This window comes from Ensifer sp. ENS09 (assembly GCF_014852425.1).
Taxonomy (GTDB): Bacteria; Pseudomonadota; Alphaproteobacteria; order Rhizobiales; family Rhizobiaceae; genus Ensifer.
In genome coordinates this window covers 817,697-835,015 of record NZ_JACVBP010000003.1, presented here as the reverse complement: position 1 = coordinate 835,015, position 17,319 = coordinate 817,697, and the positions used below count along the sequence as shown (strand labels likewise).

Sequence of the window (17,319 nt, the reverse complement as noted above, 5' to 3'; positions counted from 1 at the left end):
CCAACTTCACGAACATTCCCTTTTCAAAGGGCTACCAACCCGGTGGAAAGACGTGGACGTAGTTATTGTTCCAATGCCCAGTGCGGACGGCTCGGCGCGATCGCGGTGCGGTTGATCGATGCACGCAGGGAACCGCCAGTATCCAGGGGTGCATGAGCAAGCCGGCGCATCAGGAACTTGGCGCTGGCTCTCGACGTTACCTCTGCCAACAGGACATGCTGCAGCGTTCTTGTGAGGCCGACACCAGCCTTGAGAGGGAAAGATGACCAAGGGCAGGACGCGGGCCGATTTTGACCATGGCCGCTTCGCGAAGGGCCTGGCACGGGGCTTTGCCGGCGCGCTGCTTTTTGCGCTGCCCATGTTCCTGACGATGGAAATGTGGGAACTCGGGCTCTACATCGACCGCGGCCGGCTGCTGGTCCTGCTTCTGGCCAACATTCCGCTGCTCGTCCTCCTTGCGCGTCGGATCGGCTTTGAAAACGTATCGACGTGGGGCGAAGCGCTGCGAGACGCGAGCATTGCATACTGCCTTGGTGTCGGGGCGAGTGGCTTTGTTCTTTTCATCATTGGCGTTCTAAAGATCGGCCAGGCACTGCCCGAAGTGCTTGGAATGATCACTATCCAGGCGGTCCCGGCCAGCATCGGCGCCTTGCTTGGCCGCAGCGAACTGGGGACACGAACCGAAGGCAGCGAGGACGAGAAGGATCCGATCGGCGAAACCCGGGGGGATGGCTACGGCGGCGAACTTTTCATGATGGTCGTCGGGGCTCTGTTTCTCGGTCTCAACGTCGCCCCAACCGAAGAAATGATCCTGATATCCTTCAAGATGTCACTGTGGCACGCCATTGCCGCCATATTGGCGTCGATCCTGCTGATGCATGGCTTCGTCTACGCCTTGTCCTTCACAGGCGGCCATGAACTCGATGAGACCACGCCGGGCTGGCATGCGCTTATCCGCTTCACAATGCCGGGCTACGTCATCGCGTTTGCGATCAGCCTCTATTGCCTGTGGACGTTTCATCGGCTCGACGGCCTTGAGCCAACCCAGGCGATTGTCGCCACGACGGTTCTCGCCTTCCCGAGCGCGATCGGCGCGGCGGCCGCGCGGCTCATCCTCTAGGTGATATGATGGCGAAGTCCCCCAAACCAGGCTCAGTTGAAAATCGCAAGGCGCATTGGATCGAATGGGCGACCGGTGCGGTGTCCTCGCTCCTGGTCATGACGCTTGTTGGCTGGATCGCATATGAGGCAGCAACACAGGATGACGGCCCGCCGGATCTCTCGGTGACCATCGTCAACAGCGTGGGGCGTGCTGGCGGATATCTGGTCATGTTCGATGTGAACAATGCAGCCGACCGAACGGCGGCGGCCGTCGTCGTGCGTGGCGAAATCACGGATCAAAACACCCTCATAGAGACCGTCGAAACCACACTCGACTATGTGCCGGCGCGATCGACGGCGCGAGGCGGGCTGATCTTTCGCAACGACCCCGCGGGCAGGTCCCGTCTTTTCGCGACCGGCTTCAGCGAACCATAGCGATCAAAGCGCGTCGGCTTGGCATCAAGGAACATGTTTGTGCCGTGGCAGTTAGAACCTGGAATCAGCCAATGGGAGCAAGGCAATGACTCTGACGCTAAACGACATCTCAGATCACCTGAAAAACATCGACTTCGGGATGTTGTCGACAAAAAAGGCGGACGGAACGATCGCCAGCCGTCCTATGAGCAACAACGGCGACGTGGAGTATGCCGGCGACACATGGTTCTTCTGCGACGCACAATCGCGCAAGATCACGGAAATCATGTCGGACCCGAACGTCGGACTGACGTACACCGCTCGCCCAAGCCTGCTCGGCAAGCCCGGCATTTTCATTGCCATCGAAGGTCGCGCATCGCTCGTGGACGACAAGACGACATTCACCGAGCATTGGATATCCGAACTTGAGAGGTGGTTTCCACAGGGCGTCGACACGCCAGGCCTTTTGATGATCAAGGTTCACGCCTCAAAAATCAGCTATTGGGACGGCGAGGAGGCGGGGCAACATCGCTGTCCGGCCAGATGGCCCTTAGGCAAATCGATCGCCGGGTGCGAAATCGATAACCGCGCCACAACGACCACGACCCGGCAATGCCGGCCCCGCGCGCCTGAGCAATCCGCCGATCGATAAAGTCCAACTTCACGACGACCGGCGGCAACAGGACGAACGGAGCGCGCTTGCCCATGGTCCCTAGGAGGGCGTTGGAAGCGAGATCCACCGGAACCCAAGGACCAATTGCTGCGCCGAGCCCCCTTTAAGGGTTAGTCGCCCTCTGCTTCGAGTTCATCGTGGCGATCAACGGTCCAAAGGATCTTGTCGTTTCGCGCGTCGACGATGTGAAACAAGTTCGCCGGGCTTTTTGCAATGTCTTCAGATGGATCACAGCTTGCGTAGGCGGAAATAAAGTTGCCTTGCCAGTTGACAGGTGGACCGGCGTGGTCGTTCCTTTCCCGCAAATTGGTAGAGGCGCATATCTCACGTCCACTCGCGCCGCCCAAGGCGCCGATAAAGGCCATCGTGGCGGCGCGCATCGTCCAGAGGCGCCCGTCTGGCAGAGGTTCTTGCATCGATCGGGCAAAACAGCTGCGCGCGCATCAAACGCCGAAGACGCGCGGAAGTTCCTTGAAAAAACTTCGTTTTTCGGCGCCCCGAAGAGGGAACAGATCGGCTCGTTCTGCCGTTCAATCGCCGTGAAGGCCGGTGTCGTATCGGCCCATGGAGAAGATCACAATGCTGAAACCGATTGTTACTCTCGCCCTCGTCGCGGCGTTCGCCAGCCCGGTCCTCGCACAGCAGAAGGTCGTCTGCGACGAAGCCTCGATCGCCAAGGCTGAACAACAGGTCGCACAGATTTCCGACGGGGCTAAGAAGATCGAGTCCACGAAGGAATTGACCATGGCGAGGGATGCCATGATGGCGAACGACATGGAGAAGTGCACGTCGCATCTCGACAATGCCATCAAGGGCATGGACGCCATGTAGCATTCCGTTCGGACGGGTTCTCACTGCGCCAAGGCGCAGTGCTCCCGCCGAACGCCAGTCGAAATGAATTCGGGCGCAATCGGTTTTGCCCCTCGGACCTTAAGTCCCCGCAAATCGAGACGCCTTGGCCGGGAAGGCCACGAACAAGGAACCAGATCATGAAAAAATTGCTGCTCGCCGCGGTCTTCCTCGGCGCATCGACGATTGGCGCGCTCGCGCAGACTGCAACGCCTCCCGCCACCGCGAACGGCGATACGCCTGCGGTTGCCACGCCCGACACGACCAACCCGACGGCTCCCGTTGCCGGCGCCAACAGCTTTACCGAAGCGCAGGCAAAAGATCGGCTCACAAAGGCCGGCTACAGCGATGTGACGGGGCTCAAGCTCGACGACAAGGGCGTCTGGCGCGCAACCGCATCGAAGGACGGCAAGTCCGTGCAACTCGCCCTCGACTATCAGGGCAACATTGTAGCCAACTAATTCCAAAAGCGAGGAAATCCCAATGAAAACCGTTAGTGGACTTTTTGACGACTATGCCGACGCCCGCGCCGCAGTATCGGCGCTTGAAGATCGCGGCATTCCCTCCGACGACATCAGCATTGTTTCCAACAATGTCGGCGATCGCTATGGCAGCGAAAAAGACAGCAATGCTGCCGAAGGCGCCGGCACGGGCGCCGGTGTCGGCGCTGCAGTCGGGGGCATTGGTGGCCTGTTGACCGGTCTCGGGGTCATGGCCATTCCGGGTGTCGGGCCGGTGGTCGCAGCTGGTTGGCTTGCCGCGACGGCAGCTGGTGCGGCGGCCGGCGCGGTTGCCGGTGGCGCCGCCGGCGGCATCATCGGTGCGATGACGGATTCGGGCGTTTCGGAAGAACACGCCCATGTCTATGCCGAGGGCGTACGCCGCGGTGGCGCCGTCGTCACGGCACGGGTCGACGACGCGCTCCAGGCGGATGCGGAAGCGATCCTGCGGCGCGGTAGCTGGGTCGACCCGGTGCAGCGCCGAGCGTCCTATGCCGAACAAGGCTGGCGCCGCTTTGACCCGACCCTCGCCCCCTACACGGCCGACGAGGTCGAAGAAGAACGCCGGCGCTACAGGCTCTGACGCCTTTTTCTGGATATCTTCTCGGTGTGTTAAGCTCGCCCGTTGCCAGCATGGTCCGCTGGCAACGGATAACTTTGTCGGCCGAAGGCACCTTGTTCTTCCTCAGGCCCCCTCGCCCGATTTACTCCCCGTGATAAAGATCGAGCCCCTCCCAGGTACGAATCCCCTCCCCAGATGTCGAGTTTGCGCGCAGCATCTGCTGCCTGGCCGCAGCATTTTATCGACCATCTTGCCGACCAGGCCTCGTCGACCGACCCCACCGCTCTGCCCACGACAACTTCGACGAAAAACGGAACAACTGCGAGGTTCAGTCGTTTCAGAAATGTACCTGAAACAACAATGGAGTGTCCTCGATGGATTGGAACCGTGTCGAAGGAAACTGGAAGCAGATCAAGGGCAAGGTCAAGGAGCAGTGGGGAAAACTGACAGACGACGACCTCGACCAGATCAACGGCAAGCGTGAGCAGCTCGAAGGCAAGATCCAGGAGCGCTACGGATATGCCAAGGATCAGGCAAGGAAAGACATCGACGACTGGTATTCAAACCAGCGTTTCCATTGAGCCAAGATGCGCTCGTGCTTTAACTTTCAAAGGTCGCCGTTCCGGCGGCCTTTTTGATTTGGGGTCCGGCGTCGAACTCAGCGAAAAGCGAACAGTTCGCTGTCCGGATCGCGGTGGCCCAGAATAGCTGACGACACGATCTCGGCAGCGATCTGGCTGTAGGTGATGCCATTTCCGCCGTAGCCCATCACAGCATAGACATTGTTGAAACCTGGAACGGCTCCGATGATCGGCAAGCCGTCAGCGGTCGTGCCAAAGGGCGCAGCCCAAAGGTAGTCCGGTTCGCCAATTTCTACGTCCAGGAGCGCCGACAGCTTTGCGCGCAGGGTCTTGGATTTCGACTTGAGCTTTGAAGGGTCGGCAAAGGCCGTGTCACTTTCTTCGTCCTCCCCGCCAACAATCAGACGACCATCCATCGTCGAGCGAAAATAGAGGTAGGGATCGGATGCTTCCCAAACGACATGGTTCTTGAGCCAGTCAGGCCGCGGGTGATGCGGCTTGGTCGCAAGAGCCCAGGTGGATACCATGCGATGGCCTTGGTCGGCCACGGCGTCGAGAAACTCGTAGCCGGTGCAAAACACAACGTGCCCGGCCTGGATGATTTCACCGTGCGAGGTCGCGACAGCGTTCCATTCGCCAACGCTGCGAATATCCGTGATTTCGGTATCGGCAACGAGCGAGACGCCGTCATCCTGTACTTTATGCCACAACCCGGCTGTCAATTGCGCCGGATTGGCGGCTGCAGAAACATCGGACTCGATTGCCGCGGTGCGATTGAGACCGAACTCGTCGCGCAAGCAAGCGGACTTGAGAAACCTTGCTGAAATGCCGGCGGTCTGCCGCGCGTCGGCTTCCAGGCGAAGCGCTCGGGCACCATAGTCATTGCCGGACAAATAGAGAGACTTCTTCCTTTCAAGGCGACAGTCGATCCCGAGAGTGTCGACAACTGTGATCAGTGTTTCCACCGCTTTTGCCGAGCGTTGCCAAGCCCGCCGCGCCTTGTCCTGTCCAATCATCGTGGTGAGCCGGTGGAGCGGCACATCGATCTCGTGCTGGATCATTGCGGTGCTCGCCAAGGTACTGCCCTTCGCCGGCCCGCGGCGGTCGACGACGAGAATTTTCATGTTTCGCTTGGCAAGGGCCAATGCCATGAGCGCTCCACCGATGCCCGCGCCGACGATCAGCACGTCGACGTTGTCGGCGCAGATCCGACTTTGCGCGGTAACCTTGATATGAGGCGTGTTGGACCACAGCGGCCGGTTGGCCCGCAGTTTGCGCTTTCGTGTAATCTCCTCCAACTGGGGCGTCTCCATGTTCCGGTAGATGGCGCATAGCCGGACGAATGCGCCTCATTCCGCTTTGGGCTTTGTACATTTCCGGATCCCTTGCATGCCGCGGGCGTCGCAACTCCCGGAAGAGAGGAGCCCCGCCGACAAGTGTTCGTGCCGCAGATAACAGCGCGGGCCGCTCATCGCCCTGACACGGGCCACACGCCGTTGCTCGCTTCGAGACGCGCGTCTTGGGATGGATGCAGGCAAGGCCTGCGAGTACCGCTGTATGGCTGGTAGGAGTTGTCAGCGGCGCGATACGACTGATAGCGGACGCACGATGCTATGCGCAGATCGGCCGTCGCGTAGCCCACAAACCGCCGATTGATTTGCGCCGTCCGGCTCTCGTTCGTCGGATGGCTGGCCGCGTAGGGCGACCGGCACGCTCGCATTTGCCCGCCATACGCACGGTACGCGTTGGTTTCTGGGTCATAGGACTTGTAGCGACTCGAGCACCAATCGAGGTGGGCTGTCGAGAGGCCGGCACGAGAGGACGCCCATTTTGGAGCGGTGGTTGCCATACGCCGCGACGTTAGCTTCACTGAAACCGGGTTCGTAACGTAGCTGGAATAGACGGGCGGCAAACGCTCGTAGTTCTGCTGGCTCCGATCGATCCGCACCGGCGTTGCGGTCCAAAGGTCTGGAGCTGAAGCCGCCTTGAGCAGAGGACGTTCGGTGGGCTCCGCCAGCACGAGTGAGGCCACCGATGCAGCCGCGGCGCTGGCGCAAACCGACAACGCGATGCCAAATGCCAGCGATCCTATCGCTTTCATGGTCTTGCCCCCTCCGTCCGCCACTGGGAATGCTTGTTGGTATCGGCGCAAAATCGGAAAACGGTTGAATTTCCAACGAAAATGCCTGCCGCGACGACCGTGGTCGCCGACAGCTAAATGCCGAGGCCGATTTTTTGTTCCCGCTTCCGTCGTTCGTCGGATGAAATTCAGACCAAGGGCGCAGCTTGACCAGAATGGGGCTGATCGAGCGCTTTGAAATCCCGAAAAGCGCGGACTTGGCGATGCGGCCTTGTCGACCGACTGCGCGCAGTCGGCGATCCACCAGTGAAATGCAAGGACGCCTGGCGCGCCAGGTCTGCTTTTATTGGCGGATCAAGCTTTCGACCCGCCGCGCCAGCACATCAGCGGTGAAGGGTTTCGTGACCACTTCCATACCATGGTCGAGGTGCCCGTGGTTGAGCACTGCGTTCTCCGCGTACCCTGTCACGAAGAGCACGTTAAGACCGGGACGCTGGACGCGCACCGCATCGGCAAGCTGGCGTCCGTTCATGCCATTCGGCAGCCCGACGTCGGTAACCAGAAGATCGATGGTGGGGCGTGCGTCCAGTATCTTAAGGGCAGAAGGACCGTCGCTCGCCTCCAGCACCTCGTAGCCCAGCTCTTCGAGGATTTCGACCGCGACCATCCTGACCAGAGGCTCGTCGTCCACGACCAGGATGGTGTGCACGCCGGACGCCGCAGGCGCAGGCCCCGCTTCGACTGGCATGTCGGGGCTATGGTCTTCGGCCGCGTGGCGGGGCAAATAGATGCAGATCATCGTGCCCTTGCCCACCTCGGAATAGATGCGCACGGCACCACCGGACTGGCCGGCAAATCCGTAGACCATGGAAAGGCCGAGCCCCGTACCCTGGCCGATCGGCTTCGTCGTGAAGAACGGATCAAAGGCGCGGGCGACCACATCGGGCGACATTCCGGTTCCGGTGTCGCTGACGCACAAGGAAACATATTGCCCCGGCAGCAATCCCCGTTCTGCCGCTGCGCGTTCGTCGAGCCATCGGTTACCCGTCTCGATCGTCAAGCGCCCACCATCCGGCATCGCGTCGCGGGCATTGATGCAAAGATTGAGCAGAGCGTTCTCGAGCTGGCCGACATCGACGAAGGCCGTCCACAGTCCTCCGGCCCCGACCGTTTCGACCGCCACCCCAGGGCCGACGCTGCGACTGATCAAGTCCTGCATGCCCGCAACGATGCGATTGATGTCCGACGGCTTGGGATCGAGCGTCTGCCTGCGGGAAAAAGCAAGGAGGCGCTGGGTTAGGCCGGCGGCCCGTTTCACCGCTCCTTGTGCGCCCGTCATGTAACGATCGATTTCACTCACGCGGCCCTGGGCCAGCCGCGTTTTCATCAGGTCGAGGCTGCCGCTGATACCGGCGAGGATGTTGTTGAAGTCGTGCGCCAGCCCACCGGTCAGTTGTCCGACGGCCTCCATCTTTTGCGCCTGGCGCAGGGCGTCTTCAGCCTGAACCAGTGCCGCGGTGCGTTCCTCTACCCGTTGTTCCAGCGTCTCGTTGAGGGTGCGCAGGGCCGCAAGGGCATCGTCACGTTCGGCCTCGACGGCGCGCCGTTCCTCGATATCGATAAGGACGCCGGGAAATTTGAGCGCAACACCGTCGCTGCTGCATTCTACGCGACCGTTCGCCTCGAGCCAGCGATATGACCCGTCCTCGCGGCGGGTCCGGTATTGTTGGGCATAGGCTCCGCCTTTTGCCAGGGCGTTTTTGACGGAGGCGGTGACCCGTTCCTGGTCGTCGGGGTGAACGGCGCCGACGATATCGGCAAGGCTGAGACCCGAACGCCCCTGCCCCGGTTCGAACCCAAATGCAGCCGCGAATGCTTCGTCGACGGTGAAGCGGTCGGAAGGCACGTCCCAGAGCCACGTGCCGATGATCGCCCCTGCCGCCATCGCCATCTGCACGCGCTGGACGTTGTCGCGCGCGTAGCTTTCGCTCTCGCGCAACGCCACTTCGGCTTTCTTTCTTTGCGTCACGTCGCGAAACAGCACCGCAACCTGACGCAGGCCTTCCGGCTCAATGCGCGTGGCGGAAACCTCGATGTGCCTGGCGACCGACTGGAACTCCTGCTCGAAGCGCACCGGTTTGCCAGTGCGCAACACGCTGCCGTAGATATCCAGCCAGACATCGGCGTTATCGGGCTCGATTTCGCGAAGCCGCTTGCCGATGATGTTCGAGATGCCTGTGTGTCGCCCATAGCCGGAATTGGCTTCGAGGTGCACGTAGTCGCTGAGCGGGCCATGCGGTCCGTCGATGAAGCCGATAATACAGAAACCGTCGTCAATTGCCTCGAACAGCGCACGGTAGCGTGCCTCGCGCGCATCATCGCCGGCGTCAGCCTTCTTCTCGCTGACACCTTCCTGCAGCAAGGCTCTCAACCCCAGGATCTCTTCTTCGAGTTGCTCGCGAGACAACGATTGGATGTCGGACATCGATTTAGTCTTTCCTTCCCTCGCTCGCGTCACTGCGCTTTGCGCGCATCCCGATGGGTCTCGTCCCACAGCAATGAAAGTGCTCCGACCATGGCACTTCGACTGTATGGCTTGCGCACGATCGACACGCCAACGAGTTCCGGCGGCAGATCCGCACCCTCACCATAGCCCGTCGCAAACACGAATGGGATGCCCCTGCGCATGAGCTCGGCGGCGATCCCGAACGAATTGGTCTGACCGAGATTGATATCGAGGATCGCCAGCTCCGGAGCAGCTCTTTCGATATGTGCCATGCCCTGCTGGACAGAGCTCGCGGTCGAGACCTCCGAGAACCCTTCGTCCGACAACATTGCCTCGAGATCAAGCGCGATGAGCATCTGATCCTCGACGATCATGATCCTGGGGTTTGCACGGATAAGGCCGCTCTGTTCTGGGGCGGCGGTGCCGACCATGTATGTTGCCATTGTCGGACCTGACCCGGTGAGTTTGACGTGTGGGGACGGGATGCTGAACTCTGCCTCAAGCCCTGATGGTTCGAAGCGGACGGAGCTTCGTCCATGAAGATCGTAGGGAACGCTGCGCTCGATGAGCGCGCTGCCGAAGCCCCTGCGCGACGGGAGAGTGACGAGAGGACCGTTTCGCTCGCGCCAGGAGACGTCGCAATCCTGGCCGGTCATCGTCCAGCGCACCTCCACTTCGCCAGCCGTCACCGAAAGCGCGCCGTATTTGGCGGCATTGGTCGCCAACTCGTGAAACACCAGCGCCATTACCGAAAAGGCACGGCTGTCGAGCCAGACGGCAGGACCTTCGAGCGTGATTGTCGACAGCTTTGTCCGGTAAGGCTGAAGCTCTGCCTCAAGCAGGTCAGCGAGTATGCCGCCACCATCGCCGCGCACCACCTGGTCATGCGCGACGGCGAGCGCCTCGATGCGACCTTGCAGGGTCGAGACATACTCTTCGAGCGAATTCTTGTGCTGCTGCGGGCTCGTCACCAGCGACTTGATGACAGCGAGGATGTTCTTGACGCGATGGCTCAGCTCCTGGTTCAGCATCCGCTGCCGAACCTCGGACTTGCGCCGCTCACCCGCCATCAGCTCGTTGTGCCGCAGCACCACCTCGACAATTGCGACCCGGACGATCTCGGCGATTTCGCGTTCGGCCTCCGACCATGGCTGCGCCTGCGCCTTGACCGTTTCCTTCCAGATCGCAAAGCTCTTGCGCGGCGTGAGGCGGTCGCCGAGAGGACCTGCCTCATAGGTTTTTTCAGGGTTTCCAGCCCAGTTGAGGGTCTGGACTAACTCCTTGCGAAAGAACAGCAGGCAATCCGAGCCGGTCTGCGAAAGGGGAATGGCCAGAACGCCTGAAAGCCGCTCGCTGTAGGCCGAAGCCTCCGGGAATCTCTGAGACAAGGCGTGCGTCGCCCAGACGCGGCCTTCGCTGACGGTGCGGATGAAGTCCAGAAGGGCGGCTCTTTCTTCGTCCGGCGGAGCGGTGCCGATCCCCGCCCATTTGCCGTCGACCATGACGCCGATACCGTCGTTTGCCAGCAACTGCGAGAATTCACGCAGACTCTGGCGCAGCAGTTCCCCGACATCCTCGTGATGGGACGACAGAATGAGAAAGCGGTCGAGCGCTTGGCGTGTGCCGGCGACGGCCGCCACCCGACGCCGTTCCTTCAGAGATTTCAGGTGCAGCGAGAAAAATTCGCCGAACACTTCGAGAGCGACGCGCTGGGCCATCGGCAGTGCGCGCGGCGAATAGTGATGGCAGGCGATCAACCCCCAGAGCTGGCCGTCCAGAACAACCGAAATCGACATCGACGCAGCGACGCCCATGTTGCGCAAGTATTCGCAATGGATGGGCGAGACGCTGCGAAGATGCGCGAAACTGAGGTCCAACGGCTCGCCCGATCCGTCCAGGACCGGCTCGACGGGGACGCGGGCGCCGCTTGCGTCTGAGATGACGCGAATGGTGTTCTTCAGATAGAGCGCACGCGCCTGCTGCGGGATGTCGCTTGCTGGAAAATACTGGCCGAGAAAACTTTCAAGGTCGGCCCGTTTCGCCTCGCTGACCACCTTGCCGGATCCGTCCTGCTCGAAGCGGTAGATCATCACGCGGTCATAGCCAATCGTACCGGCAACGATCCGGCAAGCGCGCTGCACAAGACGGTCAACGTCGGTAAGGTCCTTGATGCGGCCGATCATCTCGCGCGCAATATGCAAGGGTTGACCGATAGACGGGGCCGGCTCGAATTCGATGATGACGGCCGACTTGTGCAGATGGACGGCAATGTCGAACACGCGGTCGCCAAAAGCGACGTCGAGCATGAGGGCCGGGCGTGAAGCCGCCCCCGCGGCCGCAAGCGCATTGCGCAGATCATGCAACAGTTTTGGACCCAGCACGTCGGCAAGCTGGCGCCCGAGCAGATCGTCGTCCCAGGCGAGCATTTCGGCAGCGTTGGCCGACATCCGCTCAATCCTCGTGAAACCGATGTCGCAGGCCACAAGACAGCCGTGCGGCTGGATGCTGCCGGGAATATGAATGGGCTCCCTGTCGCAAGTCTCAAGGTTTACGGGTTCAGCTGGCGGCAAGGGACGTACTTTCAAAGCAACTAAGGGCGAGCGCGAACACGGCATTTGCCGCGACCACGGACCGCCCGACATCATAATTAGGTGTTCCCTCCAGGAGGGAAAGGAACGATGGCCACCGGGTCGTGTCACTTGCCATCGAAACAAGGTGCCTCGCACCAAAGGTTTCATCGAGCCCAAGCTTCAACGCCCTTTGACGCAACACCCGCGCACCGAGAGACGACCCTTCCACTACATAGAGAGCACCGAGCAGTGCGCTTGGATCGGAAAGATCGAAATCAGGCTCCGCATGGCGGACCGGCGGCACGCCGAGATCGCGCGCATCCTGAGCGAGCAACTCTGCAACCGCGGACGGCTGCCAATTCCAGCCTTCAGGCCAGGAGACGTTCTGCAGCGCTTCGTCCATTGTCACACGAAACGGCAAAACGTGCGCCACGTAGCGACGATAATCCTCAAGGGTGCTAAGCGTGCCGACCGCAGCATCTACCCGCTGATGCGCTTCCCGCGTCCTGCTCCTCAATTCAACGCGTTCATTGCCGCGCATGCACCCTCCGCCCAATCATAAGATACTGCCTGTTTCGCAGCACGTGCGAAAAACCAAAAATCGCATCAGGAACTAGGGCATCACCATGACTGCGACAAGGGAATTGCCTTCAATTTTCGAGGGATAGCTGCAAGCGGCGAGACTCTGGAACGTCAAAGCTAGACGGCTTTCAAGGGGCAGTCACACGCGAACGCCGGGCTCTTCGACCCGTGACGCCTCGGGCTGCGACGCAGATATTGGACTGGTATTGACCTGGTGGGTGTCCCCCGGTGCCAGGACCTCATTTTTTGGCGACTTGAAATTCGTCATAAACCGGAGTGTCGCGAACGTGACGATCGAAAGCACGATGGCGGTATCGTAGGACCCAAGCCCGACAGCAACGCCGATTGCGCCGGTTGCCCAAATGCTCGCAGCCGTGGCGGTCCCGCGAGTGCCGAGCTTCCCAACGAGGATCGCTCCGCCTCCGATGAAACCGACACCGTTAATCAGGCCTTCCACCACGCGGGCCGTGGCCTCTGCATTGCCGAGTGTGATCGTTTCTGCTGACTGGATAAAACCGCATGAGGCGATGGCGACCAGCGGGAAGGTGCGAAGGCCAGCGCTCCGCTCGTTTTGTTCACGATCCCAACCGATCGGTAGCGCGAGGACGTAAGCCACCATCAAGGCAATGAGATGCGGAAGGATGTCCAGTTCCACGCCCATCGATATCAGCCAGTCGTTCACTCGCGCCTCCTTGAACGATGTAAGTGCCCGGCTAGATATGAGCGCAGATGAAAATGGCCAGCCCAAAAGTCGAAATAGTGTCTTCTCGACCGGCCGATGGTCCGACGCTTCACACGCACCTCGAGCATCAGGCACGACAAGAGAGGTCGACGTCCTTGCCATTTACGCGGCAGTCGGAACGCGCTCCTACAGCGTTCCGGCTTGATCTCGATTTCGTACGATCCGGCTGGTTGAGCCCTGCCCCGTCCGACAAAACCGGGCGCCGCCTTCAGCCCATTTGCCGCTACCCCCACCCGCTGTTGGTTTTACGATCGTCGGACCGTCAGTTTTTTGGCAATCCATCGGGTCTCAGGTACTTTCGTAGCGCTGCAATGCGAAAGATCGCATTAGCGGCTCCGTAGCCGCGATAGCCGCGCCTTTCGACGATCTCGAAGAAAAACCCTTCACCAAAGGTCGGGCTGTAGAGCTGGAAGTACTCGCCGTCCTCGTCACGGTCGTAGAGAATGTTTTCGGACTTCAGCCTCTCAATGAGTTGAACGTCGAGGCCGAAACGCGCTTCGACGTCATCGTAGTAATTTGGCGAAATCGGTAGCGCCTTGAACCCATTGGCGCGCAAGGCCTGCGCGGTCGAAAAAATGTCGTCGGTGGCAAAGGCCAGATGCTGGACGCCGGAACCGAAGGTTTCGGCGATGAACCGGCCGGCCAGCGTGTTGCGGTTTTCCGCGCCATTCAGTGTCAGACGCAACGTTCCAGCGTCATTTTCCACGACCTGGCTGCGAACGATGCCTGCCGGATCGACGATGTCGATCATCGGCGTCTTATGAGCATCGAGTAGCGATGTGTAGAAGAGCAGCCAGGTCAGCATTTCCTCATATTTGACGGTCTGAGCGATGTGATCGACGGAGCATAGTCCGGCAGCGATGACCGAGCCGCCGTCTCGCACTGGCTCGAACTCGATCTCCCAGATCTTGGAGAGCTCGGATTTGTCGTCCAGGAAATAGACGAGCCCTCCGCCCACGCCGTGGATCGCCGGAACCACGAGCTCGCCTGGGCCAACCGGCTGCTCGAACGGTTCTGCTCCAAGCACCCGCGCCCTTTCTACCGTGGCGGCAGCATCGTCCACCATGAGGCCGAAGGCATAGGCGGACGTGCCGTGGACAAGATAGGAAGCGCTGGCAAAGCCTTCGCGCTCGGTGTTGACCACCAAATTGATGGCGCCCTGGCGATAAACCACCACCTGTTTCGTCCGATGCTGTGCTGTTTTCGCGAAGCCGATTGAAACGAGCAACGCTTCGAGTTCGCCTGCCTCCTCTGCCGAGGCACTGAACTCCACGAACGCTACATCTCTCACGTCTACGCGAGGAGGCATTGTGGGGACCGGCAAACGAGTATCCGGCTCGGCGCGCTTGACCTGATCCCCGAGATAGATCAGCGAACGATATCCGTCGACAGCGATCGCACTGGGGTTGCCGCCACGAAATTGGTCGTTGAAGATTTCGAGCGACAAGTAGCCGTCATAACCGGTCGCCGCCACTGCGCGGGTAAAGTCGGTGACCGGCAAGTCTCCCTCGCCCGGCATGTTGCGGAAATGCCTGCTCCAATACAGCAGATCCATGTCGATCAGTGGGGCATCGGCCAACTGGACGATGAAGATCTTCTCCTTTGGGATCGAGCGGATCGAGTTGATCTCGATCTTGCGCGACAGCGTATGAAAGCTGTCGAGGATCAACCCGATACTCGGGTGATCAGCGCGCCGGACGATCTCCCAGGCGTCGCGATGATCGCTGATATGGCGCCCCCAGGCGAGCGCCTCGTAACCCACGCGCAGGCCCCGTTTTGCGGCCCTTTCACCGAGTTCGCTAAAGTCCGCTGCTGCCCTGTCAATGCCACCAACGGCGGCAGGCGAGACATTGGAACAGACAAGGACGAGGTCGGTGCCAAGCTCCTCCATCAAGTCGAACTTGCGCTCGGCACGGTCGAACGTTCGGGCTCTTAACGGCTCCGGCATGCCCTCAAAATCCCGGAACGGCTGGAACAGACTGATCTCCAAGCCGAAATCTCGCACCATGCGGCCGACCTGACGCGGGCTTTCATCAAAAGCTAGGAAATCGTTCTCGAAGATTTCCACACCGGCAAAGCCCGCCTTGGCGATCGCACGCAGCTTGTCCTTGAGGTCGCCGCTGAGCGAAACCGTTGCTATCGAGGTCTTCATCACTCGCTCCTCGCTGAATTCTTCGGGGTTCAGCCGGTCAGTGCCTTGAAATGGGCAAGCATCCGCATTGTGTCGGGCTCAAGACCTGTAAACAGGCGAAATGCGCCAACTGCCTGGAATACCGCCATTCCTCCACCGTCGAGCGTGCGGCATCCGCGTCGCCTTGCTTCTGAAAGCAGCGACGTCTCGAGCGGGAAATAGACGATCTCGGCGACCCAGTGGCGCGAATCGAGAAGCTCGACCTCAAGCGGCACTCCGGGATAGTTGGCCATGCCGGTCGGCGTGGCGTGGATCAACCCGGATGCCGATCGCATGGCAACAGAAAGGTCCGTTCCGGCGGTAACATCCGCGTCTGGAAACAGGGCGGTCAGCATCGCGGCCAGCAATCGCGCCCGTTCCGGCTCGCGATCGAAAACTATGAGACGCTTTAGACCGAACGAAAGCGCGGCATAGGCTGTTGCGACGCCCGCACCGCCTGCTCCCAGCTGCACGGCCGTAGACAGGTCTGCATCGGGCAAACCTCGCCTGAAGCCTTCGGCAAAGCCCCACCAATCGGTGTTGTGGCCATATCTTCGCCCCCCCTTGAGCACGACCGTGTTGACGGCACCGAGCCGCTGGGCGTCCGGCGACAGTTCATCGAGATGGGCAATGACCGCCTGCTTGCACGGATGTGTGATATTGAGACCGGAAAACCCCTGCGTCTCAGCGTCGGCGAGCAGCCGCTGCAGATCATTTTCCGTCGCGCCGATCTCGAAAAGATCGATCAGCTCGTAGGCATAGCGGAGCCCCTGAGCTGCACCTTCAGCCACGTGCATGGCAGGCGTCAACGAGGCCTGGATGCCAGCACCGATCAGGCCCGCCTTCAAGGGTCTTACAAGCGTTTCGGACATTGTTTGTGTTTCCATCTTCCGAGCCCGTTGCAAAGGGCAACCAGCCTTCGGCCCGCCGCGGCGTCGCGGGCGGGCCGAAGTATTCGCGCGGTTACTGTCCCCGCGCGGCACCTATCTCCTTGAACAGCAACTGCACCGTATCGGCGCCGATCTCGGCGCTAAACTTCTCGATCACCGGCTTGACGGCGTCACGCAGCTTCTGCGTTTCTTCGGGGCTGAATTCGCTGACCTCCATGCCTGTCTTGCGGATTTCCTCAAGGGCTGTGGCATCCGCCTCGCGCGAGACCTTGCGTTGATAATCGCGGGCCTCCGTCGCGGCCGCTTGCAGCACGTCCTTTTCCTCGTCATTCAGCCCATCCCAGAACTTCTTGCTGACGAGCACGATCTGCGGATTGTACTGGTGACGGGTCAGCGTCATGTATTTCTGCACTTCGTAGAATTTGGCATTCAGGATGTTTGCCGCCGGGTTCTCCTGCCCATCGACCGTCCCAGTCTCAAGCGCGGTGTAGAGTTCCGTATAAGGCAGCGGAACAGCGTTGGCGCCGAGCGTGTTGAAGAGCTCGATCGGGATCGGAGACTGGATCGTGCGGATCTTCAGACCCTTGATATCTTCAAGCTTGGTCACTGCATGGCGATTGTTCGTCAGATTGCGGAAGCCGAGCTCCCAGTACCCAAGTCCGACTAGGCCGGTATCGGGCAAGAGCTTGCTGAGGCTTTCCCCGAAGGGGCCATCCATCACCTTGTCCGCCTCTTCGCCACTGTCGAAGAGGAACGGAAGGTCGACGGCGCCGAATTGCTTGAGGTTGTTGGCAAGAATACCGGCGTTCAACACGGTCATTTCGATAACACCGCCCTGGAGAGCGGAGACAGTCTGGACGTCACCACCAAGTGTGCCGCCGGGAAACAGCTTCACCTCGATCTTGCCGCCACTCTTCTCATTCACCAGCTCGGCAAACTTCTCCATGCCCGTCACTTGGGGGTGCCCCTTGTTGTTGGCTGACGCGAACTTGATGGTCTGGTCGCGTATCTCTGCAAGCGTTGGCCCTGCTGCAAACAAAACGATCGGCAGGGCGACGCCCAGGGCCATTTTTGTCAATCGGTTCAACAACATCTTATC

General features: G+C 60.4%; 16 protein-coding genes and 1 pseudogene. 7 read left to right on the top strand and 10 right to left on the bottom strand.

What is annotated here, in order from left to right; translation table 11 throughout:
• The first annotated feature begins 262 nt into the window (after positions 1–262).
• The 3 genes and pseudogenes from IB267_RS19030 to IB267_RS19020 all read left to right on the top strand — a co-directional run.
• The gene (locus IB267_RS19030; RefSeq protein ID WP_192448991.1) at positions 263–1,120 is read left to right on the top strand and encodes a TIGR02587 family membrane protein; all 858 of its coding nucleotides are present in this window, start codon (positions 263–265) and stop codon (positions 1,118–1,120) included.
• 5 nt (positions 1,121–1,125) lie between these two features.
• The gene (locus IB267_RS19025) at positions 1,126–1,536 is read left to right on the top strand and encodes a TIGR02588 family protein (RefSeq protein ID WP_192448990.1); all 411 of its coding nucleotides are present in this window, start codon (positions 1,126–1,128) and stop codon (positions 1,534–1,536) included.
• An 85-nt stretch (positions 1,537–1,621) separates the two neighbouring features.
• Positions 1,622–2,053, top strand: a pseudogene (locus tag IB267_RS19020) (pyridoxamine 5'-phosphate oxidase family protein); the annotation flags it as partial.
• A gap of 245 nt (positions 2,054–2,298) precedes the next feature.
• Here the strand turns inward: IB267_RS19020 and IB267_RS19015 are convergent.
• The gene (locus tag IB267_RS19015) at positions 2,299–2,568 is read right to left on the bottom strand and encodes a putative zinc-binding metallopeptidase (RefSeq protein ID WP_210335904.1); all 270 of its coding nucleotides are present in this window, start codon (positions 2,566–2,568) and stop codon (positions 2,299–2,301) included.
• Positions 2,569–2,767: 199 nt separating this feature from the next.
• Between IB267_RS19015 and IB267_RS19010 the strand changes: the two genes are divergently transcribed.
• The 4 genes from IB267_RS19010 (at position 2,768) to IB267_RS18995 (ending at position 4,680) form a co-directional block, all read left to right on the top strand.
• The gene (locus tag IB267_RS19010; RefSeq protein WP_043621874.1) at positions 2,768–3,019 is read left to right on the top strand and encodes a hypothetical protein; all 252 of its coding nucleotides are present in this window, start codon (positions 2,768–2,770) and stop codon (positions 3,017–3,019) included.
• 158 nt (positions 3,020–3,177) lie between these two features.
• Positions 3,178–3,498, top strand: a complete 321-nt coding sequence (locus IB267_RS19005; RefSeq protein ID WP_192448987.1) for a PepSY domain-containing protein — start codon at positions 3,178–3,180, stop codon at positions 3,496–3,498.
• 22 nt (positions 3,499–3,520) lie between these two features.
• Complete coding sequence (locus IB267_RS19000; RefSeq protein ID WP_043621578.1) at positions 3,521–4,120, top strand: general stress protein; 600 nt, start codon at positions 3,521–3,523, stop codon at positions 4,118–4,120.
• Between the two features lie 353 nt (positions 4,121–4,473).
• The gene (locus IB267_RS18995) at positions 4,474–4,680 is read left to right on the top strand and encodes a CsbD family protein (protein WP_034803410.1); all 207 of its coding nucleotides are present in this window, start codon (positions 4,474–4,476) and stop codon (positions 4,678–4,680) included.
• 77 nt (positions 4,681–4,757) lie between these two features.
• On the opposite strand, the gene IB267_RS18990 is transcribed toward IB267_RS18995, so the two are convergent.
• The 9 genes from IB267_RS18990 to IB267_RS18950 form a co-directional block, all read right to left on the bottom strand.
• On the bottom strand, positions 4,758–5,978 hold the full coding sequence (locus IB267_RS18990; protein WP_371742568.1) for an NAD(P)/FAD-dependent oxidoreductase: 1,221 nt from the start codon (positions 5,976–5,978) through the stop codon (positions 4,758–4,760).
• 170 nt (positions 5,979–6,148) lie between these two features.
• On the bottom strand, positions 6,149–6,529 hold the full coding sequence (locus tag IB267_RS33995; RefSeq protein ID WP_371742594.1) for a BA14K family protein: 381 nt from the start codon (positions 6,527–6,529) through the stop codon (positions 6,149–6,151).
• Between the two features lie 574 nt (positions 6,530–7,103).
• Entirely contained in the window at positions 7,104–9,245 is a 2,142-nt protein-coding gene (locus tag IB267_RS18980) for a hybrid sensor histidine kinase/response regulator (protein ID WP_192448984.1), read from the bottom strand.
• Positions 9,246–9,274: 29 nt separating this feature from the next.
• Entirely contained in the window at positions 9,275–11,881 is a 2,607-nt protein-coding gene (locus IB267_RS18975; protein ID WP_192448983.1) for an HWE histidine kinase domain-containing protein, read from the bottom strand.
• Positions 11,823–12,377, bottom strand: coding sequence for a biliverdin-producing heme oxygenase (locus tag IB267_RS18970; protein ID WP_192448982.1), 555 nt, complete (start codon positions 12,375–12,377; stop codon positions 11,823–11,825). The genes IB267_RS18975 and IB267_RS18970 overlap by 59 nt, the downstream gene beginning before the upstream one ends.
• Before the next feature lie 180 nt (positions 12,378–12,557).
• On the bottom strand, positions 12,558–13,079 hold the full coding sequence (locus IB267_RS18965; RefSeq protein WP_192449288.1) for an MgtC/SapB family protein: 522 nt from the start codon (positions 13,077–13,079) through the stop codon (positions 12,558–12,560).
• Positions 13,080–13,422: 343 nt separating this feature from the next.
• The gene (locus IB267_RS18960) at positions 13,423–15,312 is read right to left on the bottom strand and encodes a bifunctional sugar phosphate isomerase/epimerase/4-hydroxyphenylpyruvate dioxygenase family protein (protein WP_192448981.1); all 1,890 of its coding nucleotides are present in this window, start codon (positions 15,310–15,312) and stop codon (positions 13,423–13,425) included.
• A gap of 29 nt (positions 15,313–15,341) precedes the next feature.
• Positions 15,342–16,202: a shikimate dehydrogenase gene (locus tag IB267_RS18955; protein ID WP_192449287.1), complete on the bottom strand. Its 861-nt coding sequence runs from the start codon at positions 16,200–16,202 to the stop codon at positions 15,342–15,344.
• Between the two features lie 91 nt (positions 16,203–16,293).
• Positions 16,294–17,310, bottom strand: a complete 1,017-nt coding sequence (locus IB267_RS18950) for a TRAP transporter substrate-binding protein (protein WP_192449286.1) — start codon at positions 17,308–17,310, stop codon at positions 16,294–16,296.
• Between the last annotated feature and the right edge of the window lie 9 nt (positions 17,311–17,319).

What these genes read in the sequence shown, in the direction of transcription:
- IB267_RS19030 (WP_192448991.1), top strand. Translation starts at nt 263, where the DNA reads ATGACCAAGGGCAGGACGCGGGCCGATTTTGACCATGGCCGCTTCGCG.
- IB267_RS19025 (WP_192448990.1), top strand. Translation starts at nt 1,126, where the DNA reads ATGATGGCGAAGTCCCCCAAACCAGGCTCAGTTGAAAATCGCAAGGCG.
- IB267_RS19015 (WP_210335904.1), bottom strand. Translation starts at nt 2,568, where the DNA reads ATGCGCGCCGCCACGATGGCCTTTATCGGCGCCTTGGGCGGCGCGAGT.
- IB267_RS19010 (WP_043621874.1), top strand. Translation starts at nt 2,768, where the DNA reads ATGCTGAAACCGATTGTTACTCTCGCCCTCGTCGCGGCGTTCGCCAGC.
- IB267_RS19005 (WP_192448987.1), top strand. Translation starts at nt 3,178, where the DNA reads ATGAAAAAATTGCTGCTCGCCGCGGTCTTCCTCGGCGCATCGACGATT.
- IB267_RS19000 (WP_043621578.1), top strand. Translation starts at nt 3,521, where the DNA reads ATGAAAACCGTTAGTGGACTTTTTGACGACTATGCCGACGCCCGCGCC.
- IB267_RS18995 (WP_034803410.1), top strand. Translation starts at nt 4,474, where the DNA reads ATGGATTGGAACCGTGTCGAAGGAAACTGGAAGCAGATCAAGGGCAAG.
- IB267_RS33995 (WP_371742594.1), bottom strand. Translation starts at nt 6,529, where the DNA reads ATGGCAACCACCGCTCCAAAATGGGCGTCCTCTCGTGCCGGCCTCTCG.
- IB267_RS18980 (WP_192448984.1), bottom strand. Translation starts at nt 9,245, where the DNA reads ATGTCCGACATCCAATCGTTGTCTCGCGAGCAACTCGAAGAAGAGATC.
- IB267_RS18975 (WP_192448983.1), bottom strand. Translation starts at nt 11,881, where the DNA reads ATGCCGTGTTCGCGCTCGCCCTTAGTTGCTTTGAAAGTACGTCCCTTG.
- IB267_RS18970 (WP_192448982.1), bottom strand. Translation starts at nt 12,377, where the DNA reads ATGCGCGGCAATGAACGCGTTGAATTGAGGAGCAGGACGCGGGAAGCG.
- IB267_RS18965 (WP_192449288.1), bottom strand. Translation starts at nt 13,079, where the DNA reads ATGGGCGTGGAACTGGACATCCTTCCGCATCTCATTGCCTTGATGGTG.
- IB267_RS18960 (WP_192448981.1), bottom strand. Translation starts at nt 15,312, where the DNA reads ATGAAGACCTCGATAGCAACGGTTTCGCTCAGCGGCGACCTCAAGGAC.
- IB267_RS18955 (WP_192449287.1), bottom strand. Translation starts at nt 16,202, where the DNA reads ATGTCCGAAACGCTTGTAAGACCCTTGAAGGCGGGCCTGATCGGTGCT.